Annotated in this window: 7 protein-coding genes; 2 read left to right on the forward strand and 5 right to left on the reverse strand. The window is 66.0% G+C overall.

Annotation, left to right across the window (positions count from 1 at the left end; translation table 11 throughout):
* Positions 1-631: lyase family protein (locus tag B2W70_RS11105; protein ID WP_286745708.1), on the reverse strand; the 631-nt coding region annotated here is incomplete at its 3' end.
* A gap of 60 nt (positions 632-691) precedes the next feature.
* Between B2W70_RS11105 and B2W70_RS11110 the strand changes: the two genes are divergently transcribed.
* The gene (locus tag B2W70_RS11110) at positions 692-1,867 is read left to right on the forward strand and encodes a sensor histidine kinase (protein WP_286745709.1); all 1,176 of its coding nucleotides are present in this window, start codon (positions 692-694) and stop codon (positions 1,865-1,867) included.
* Positions 1,864-2,640: a LytR/AlgR family response regulator transcription factor gene (locus tag B2W70_RS11115; RefSeq protein WP_286745711.1), complete on the forward strand. Its 777-nt coding sequence runs from the start codon at positions 1,864-1,866 to the stop codon at positions 2,638-2,640. The genes B2W70_RS11110 and B2W70_RS11115 overlap by 4 nt, the downstream gene beginning before the upstream one ends.
* A gap of 108 nt (positions 2,641-2,748) precedes the next feature.
* Here the strand turns inward: B2W70_RS11115 and B2W70_RS11120 are convergent, their stop codons facing one another.
* From B2W70_RS11120 to B2W70_RS11135, 4 genes are all read right to left on the reverse strand, one after another.
* Positions 2,749-3,408 (reverse strand): protein phosphatase CheZ, encoded by a 660-nt coding sequence (locus B2W70_RS11120; protein WP_058088604.1) that lies wholly within the window; start codon positions 3,406-3,408, stop codon positions 2,749-2,751.
* Positions 3,409-3,425: 17 nt separating this feature from the next.
* The gene (gene cheY, locus B2W70_RS11125; protein ID WP_058088605.1) at positions 3,426-3,824 is read right to left on the reverse strand and encodes a chemotaxis response regulator CheY; all 399 of its coding nucleotides are present in this window, start codon (positions 3,822-3,824) and stop codon (positions 3,426-3,428) included.
* A gap of 54 nt (positions 3,825-3,878) precedes the next feature.
* On the reverse strand, positions 3,879-4,847 hold the full coding sequence (gene motB, locus B2W70_RS11130) for a flagellar motor protein MotB (protein WP_058088606.1): 969 nt from the start codon (positions 4,845-4,847) through the stop codon (positions 3,879-3,881).
* 36 nt (positions 4,848-4,883) lie between these two features.
* A partial coding sequence (locus B2W70_RS11135) for a MotA/TolQ/ExbB proton channel family protein (RefSeq protein ID WP_286745713.1) occupies positions 4,884-5,276 on the reverse strand: 393 nt, incomplete at its 5' end.

Genomic DNA, 5,276 nt, shown 5'->3' on the forward strand with positions numbered 1-5,276 from the left:
TGCCGGCCAGCGCGGCCGAGCCCAGCGGCAGGCGGTTGATGCGGCGGCGCAGGTCGGTCATGCGCTCGGCGTCGCGCGCGAACATCTCTACATAAGCCAGCAGGTGGTGGCCAAAGGCCACGGGCTGGGCCACCTGCAGGTGGGTGAAGCCGGGCAGGATGACGTCGGCGTTCTGCTCGGCCACGTCGACCAGGGCTTTTTGCAGTTCATTGAGCAGCACACCGATTTCATCCACCTCGCCGCGCAGCCACAGGCGCACGTCGGTGGCGACCTGGTCGTTGCGCGAGCGGCCGGTGTGCAGGCGCTTGCCGGCGTCGCCGACCAGCTGGGTCAGGCGGGCCTCGATGTTCAGGTGCACGTCTTCAAGGTCGAGCTTCCATTCGAACTGACCGGACTGGATCTCTTCGGTGATCTGCGCCATGCCCTTCTGGATGGCGGCCAGGTCAGCGGCGGAGATCAGGCCCTGGGCGCACAGCATGTCGGCGTGGGCCAGCGAGCCCTGGATGTCGGCCTGCCACAGGCGCTTGTCGAAGAAGACGCTGGCGGTGTAGCGCTTGACCAGCTCGCTCATGGGCTCGGAAAACAGGGCCGACCAGGCCTGGGACTTTTTGTCGAGTTGGTTGGTGCTCATGGCGGTGTTCGCTGGGGTGGTGGCCGCCGGGGGGCTGGCTTCACGCAGAATGTGCAAACCATGGATTCTAAAGACCCTGTCGCTTCCACGCAGCCCCAGTCCACCCCGGCCTGGGCGGTGTCGACCCAGTTCGCGCTGCCGCAGGGCGATGCGACGGGTGGCGTGGCCCATGCCCCGAAGGCGTCCCTTGCCCCCTCGCCCTTTGATGTTTGCCACGTCGGGGTGGTGCTGCGCGTGGTGCTGGGCGTGCAGGTGGTGGTGGGACTGGGGGTGAGTTTTGCGGCCTCTGGTCCGTCAGACGCGCTGGACCGCTGGGCCCAGTCCGCCATGGTGTCGCTGCCGGCCAGCCTGTTGTGGCTGGTGGTGGCTTGCAGCGTGCGCCGGGCGCTGGGTCAGGCGCCGGAGTGGGGTCAATGGTTGGGCGCTTGCAGCCTCGGGGCCATCGTCGGTGGCTTTGCGCACTGGCAGGCCCGCTGGCTGGAGCAATGGGTCACCGGGCAGGCCATGGCCCTGGAATGGAGCTTCGTTCCACCCTTGTTGACGGGCGCGGCCTTGGCGGGCGCCACCCTGGCCTGGCTCAAACAGCGGGCACACAGCCAGCTGCCGGCCCATGCCGCTGCCCGCCTGGCCGAACTGCAGGCCCGCATCCGGCCGCACTTTTTGTTCAACACGCTCAACACGGCGATCGCCCTGGTGCAGATCGACCCGCAGCGCGCCGAGTCCGTGCTCGAAGACCTGGCTGAGTTGTTCCGCCAGGCGCTTTCTTCGCCATCGCTGCGCAGCACGCTGGCCGACGAGGTGGAGCTGGCGCGGCGTTACCTCAGCATCGAACAACTGCGCTTTGGCGAGCGTGTCACCGTGCGCTGGGAGCTCGACGATGCCGTCTCCAGTGCAGAGGTGCCCGCACTCGTGCTGCAGCCCTTGGTGGAGAACGCCGTTCGCCACGGCATCGAGGCCAACCCCTTGGGCGGCTGGATCGTGGTGCGCACCCGCGTGCAGGCAGGTCAGGCGGTGCTCACCGTCAGCAACTCGGTGCCCACGCAAGGCCCCACGGCGGCCACGGCTGGGCATGGCATCGCCCTGCGCAACGTGCGTCAGCGGCTCAAGCTCATGCACGACGTCGAAGCCGATTTCGAGGCCGGCTTGCAAAAAGGCGAGGGCGCCCAGCCGCCGATCTACGTGGTGCGCATCGCCGTGCCGCTGCCGGTCTCTGCCAAAGGAAGTGCCCCCGCATGAACGCGCCCAACATGTCCCTGAAAGTTGCCATCGTCGACGACGAGCCGCTGGCCCGCATGCGCATCCGAACCTTGCTGAGCCAAACTGCCACGCCCAACGAGGTGGTGGGTGAGTTCGGGGAGTCGGTCAGCGCGCTGTTGTGGCTGCAGGAGCAAGACCAGGCCGGCCAATCGCCCGACCTCGTGGTGCTCGACATCCAGATGCCCGGGCTCGATGGCATGGTGTTGGCCGCTCGCCTGCGCGACCTGCGTCGACCGCCATCGGTGGTGTTCGTCACGGCCCACGCCGAACACGCCCTGCGCGCCTTCGACCTGGCCGCCGCCGACTACCTGACCAAACCCGTTCGCCTGGAGCGGCTCGATGCCTCGCTGGAGCGGGTGCGCAAGCTGCGCGCCGCGCTGATGCCTGTTGCCGAGCCCTTGGTGGACGACACCGAGGTGCTGGTGGTGCAAGAGCGTGGTCGCGTCGAGCGCATCCGCCTGGCCGAGGTGCTGTACTTCAAGGCCGAGCAAAAGCAGGTGCTGGTGCGCACCCTGGATGACAGCCGCCTGATCGACGACTCGCTGACCGAGCTGGAAGGTCGCGTCGGGGCGCGCTTCATCCGTGTGCACCGCAATGCGCTGGTCTCGCGCCAGGCCATGAAAGCGCTCGAGCGCCGCGCCGACGACCCCGATGGCGGTGAGGCCTGGGCCGTGCAGGTGCTGCCCACGCAGGAGTGGCTGGCGGTCTCGCGCCGGCAGGTCAGCGCGGTGCGCGAAGCCATGGCTCAGTGACACCCCGCAGCGCCAGGCGGACGTGAAAAAGCCAGGCCTGTGGCCTGGCTTGTCGGGTGCGAGAGGGGGGGCTGGCAGCGCGGTGTGGTGTCGCTGAGCCGAGTGGCCTCAGAAGCCCAGGCTGGCCAACAGGTCGTCGACTTCGCTCTGATTGGCAACCACGTCGGAGCGACCTTCCGCATTGACGACGGGGCCCTCGAGCACGATGTTGTCCGGATCGGGGTGGTGGTGCGCGGTGAGCGCGGCCTCCACCTTTTGAGCCTGCTCGGGCGGCGCGGCCTGCACCAGCAACTTGACCAGTTGGCCTTCAAGGTCGTTGGCCAGTTTCACCACCTTGGCCACGACCTGACCGGTGAGGTCATGGAAGTCCTGGGCCATCATGATGTCGGTCAGGTGCCCGTCCACGCGCTTGGTGACGGTCTCGACGTCTTGAACGAAGTTGAACACCGCACCGCTGGCCACGGCCTTCACGGGGTCTGCCGTGATCAGGGCGGCCAGTTTGCGGGTTTCGTCCGCGATGTGCTCCTGGTCCGCCTTGGCGGTGTCCACCAGGTTGAGCACCTTTTCGGCTGCGTCGGCGGTCTTGGTCGCGATGTAGGTCAGGCGGCTGCGCGCATCGGGCAGGTCGTCCACCGTGTTCTTCAGGCCGGGCAGCACGCCCAGCATGTTCATCGTGTCGTGCAGCTGGCGCGTCAGGGTGCCCAGTTGCTGGAAGATCTCGGGCGAGGCCGCTGGCATCACCATGTTGTCTGGCAAATCCACCTTCATGGCGTGCTCCCAGTGGTTCAGGCCGTGGCGGCCAGTTTCTGCATGATCTTCTGGACCTTCTCTTCCAAGGTGGCCTTGGTGAAGGGCTTGACGATGTAGCCGGCGGCGCCAGTCTGGGCAGCCAGCACGATGTCTTCCTTGCGGGCTTCAGCGGTCACCATCAGCACCGGCAGGTGCTTGAGGCTGTCGTCGGCCTTGATGGCCTTGAGCAGCTCGAAGCCATTCATGTTGGGCATGTTGATGTCGCTGACCACGAAGTCGAACTTGCCGTTCTTGAGCATGTTCAGGGCGACGGCGCCGTCTTCGGCCTCTTCTGCGTTGTTGTAGCCGCTTTCCTTGAGCAGGCCCCGGACGATCCGGCGCATGGTGGAAAAGTCGTCCACGATGAGAAATTTCATGTCCGCGGGGTTGCTCATGACTCGTCCTTTTTCAAACGCGGGCTGTGTGTGGTTGCCCTCGGGTACACAGGGTTATCGGCCGGTGAGGCTGGGCCTTGAGGGTTTGATGTCGGGCGCCGGCTCCTCTTCGGGCGGTGCTTCGTCATCTTCTTCGTCGATCGCTTCGATCTTCGATGCCTGGAAGAACCGGTCCTCGGCCTCGCGGTTCATCACGATCACGCTGATGCGCCGGTTCAAGGGGCTTTCCGGGTTGCCCTTCTCGAACAGCATGCTCGCAGCCAGCCCTTGCACGCGCAAGACCTTGCTGCCGCTGAGGCCTCCAACAATGAGCTCGCGTCGAGACGCATTGGCCCGGTCGGCCGACAGCTCCCAGTTGCTGTAGCCGATGTCGCCTGCGCTGAATGGTTTGGCGTCGGTGTGTCCTTCGATGGTCAGTCGGTTGGGCACCTCGTCGAGCACCCCGCCGATCGCCCGGAGGATGTCGCGCATGTAGCCCTGAACCTGGGCGTCGCCGCTTTCGAACATCGGCCTTTGCTGGTCGTCCACGATCTGGATGCGCAGGCCCTCGGCCGTCATGTCGAGCTGGATCTGACTTTTGTACTTGGCCAGCCGTTCGTCGTTGGCGATCACCTCTTCCACCTTGGCCTTGAGCACGCGCAGTCGCTCGGCCTCGGCGCGGGCCTGTTCCATCTTCAGCGCCTTTTTGCGGCGCTTTTCATCGGCGGTTTCGGACTGGCCTTTCTTGACCTGACCGGTTGACTCCGACAGGCTGTTGCCACCGCCCTTGATGATGGACGAGGCATCCCCCGCGCCGGAGCCGCCGAACATGGCGACTTTGAGCGGGCTGTTGAAGTAGTCGGCGATGCCCTTCTTGTCACCTTCGGTGGTCGAGCCCAGCAGCCACATCAGCAGGAAGAAGGCCATCATGGCCGTCACGAAGTCGGCATAAGCGATCTTCCACGCACCACCGTGAGCGGCATGGCCGCCCTTCTTGATGCGCTTGATGATGATCGGCTGGACCTTCTTCGAATCACCGGCCATGTCGGGTTCCTCGGGTGTGTGCGTTCAAGCGAACGCTCACTTCTTCTTCACGTGAGCTTCGAGCTCGGCGAAGGTCGGTCGTTCGGTCGAGTACAGCACCTTGCGGCCGAACTCGATGGCCACCTGCGGGGCGTAGCCCTGCATCGAGGCCAGCAGCACGGTCTTGACGACCTGGAATTCCTTGGTGCCTTCGTCGAGCTTTTGCTCCATCAGGCCGCCCAGGGGTTCGACCACGCCGTAGGCCAGCAAGATGCCCAGGAAGGTGCCGACCAGGGCCGAGCCGATCATGCCGCCCAGCACGGCGGGCGGCTGGCCCACCGAGCCCATGGTGTTGACCACGCCCAGCACCGCGGCCACGATGCCGAAGGCGGGCAGGGCGCCGGCCAGGCGGGCCACGGCCGCCACGGCGCCATGGCCTTCGTGGTGGTG

Origin of the sequence: Aquabacterium sp. UBA2148 (genome assembly GCF_002328915.1) — a bacterium.
Lineage (GTDB): Bacteria > Pseudomonadota > Gammaproteobacteria > Burkholderiales > Burkholderiaceae_C > Aquabacterium > Aquabacterium parvum.

What these genes read in the sequence shown, in the direction of transcription:
- B2W70_RS11115 (WP_286745711.1), top strand. Translation starts at nt 1,864, where the DNA reads ATGAACGCGCCCAACATGTCCCTGAAAGTTGCCATCGTCGACGACGAG.
- cheY (WP_058088605.1), bottom strand. Translation starts at nt 3,824, where the DNA reads ATGAGCAACCCCGCGGACATGAAATTTCTCATCGTGGACGACTTTTCC.
- B2W70_RS11110 (WP_286745709.1), top strand. Translation starts at nt 692, where the DNA reads ATGGATTCTAAAGACCCTGTCGCTTCCACGCAGCCCCAGTCCACCCCG.
- B2W70_RS11120 (WP_058088604.1), bottom strand. Translation starts at nt 3,408, where the DNA reads ATGAAGGTGGATTTGCCAGACAACATGGTGATGCCAGCGGCCTCGCCC.
- motB (WP_058088606.1), bottom strand. Translation starts at nt 4,847, where the DNA reads ATGGCCGGTGATTCGAAGAAGGTCCAGCCGATCATCATCAAGCGCATC.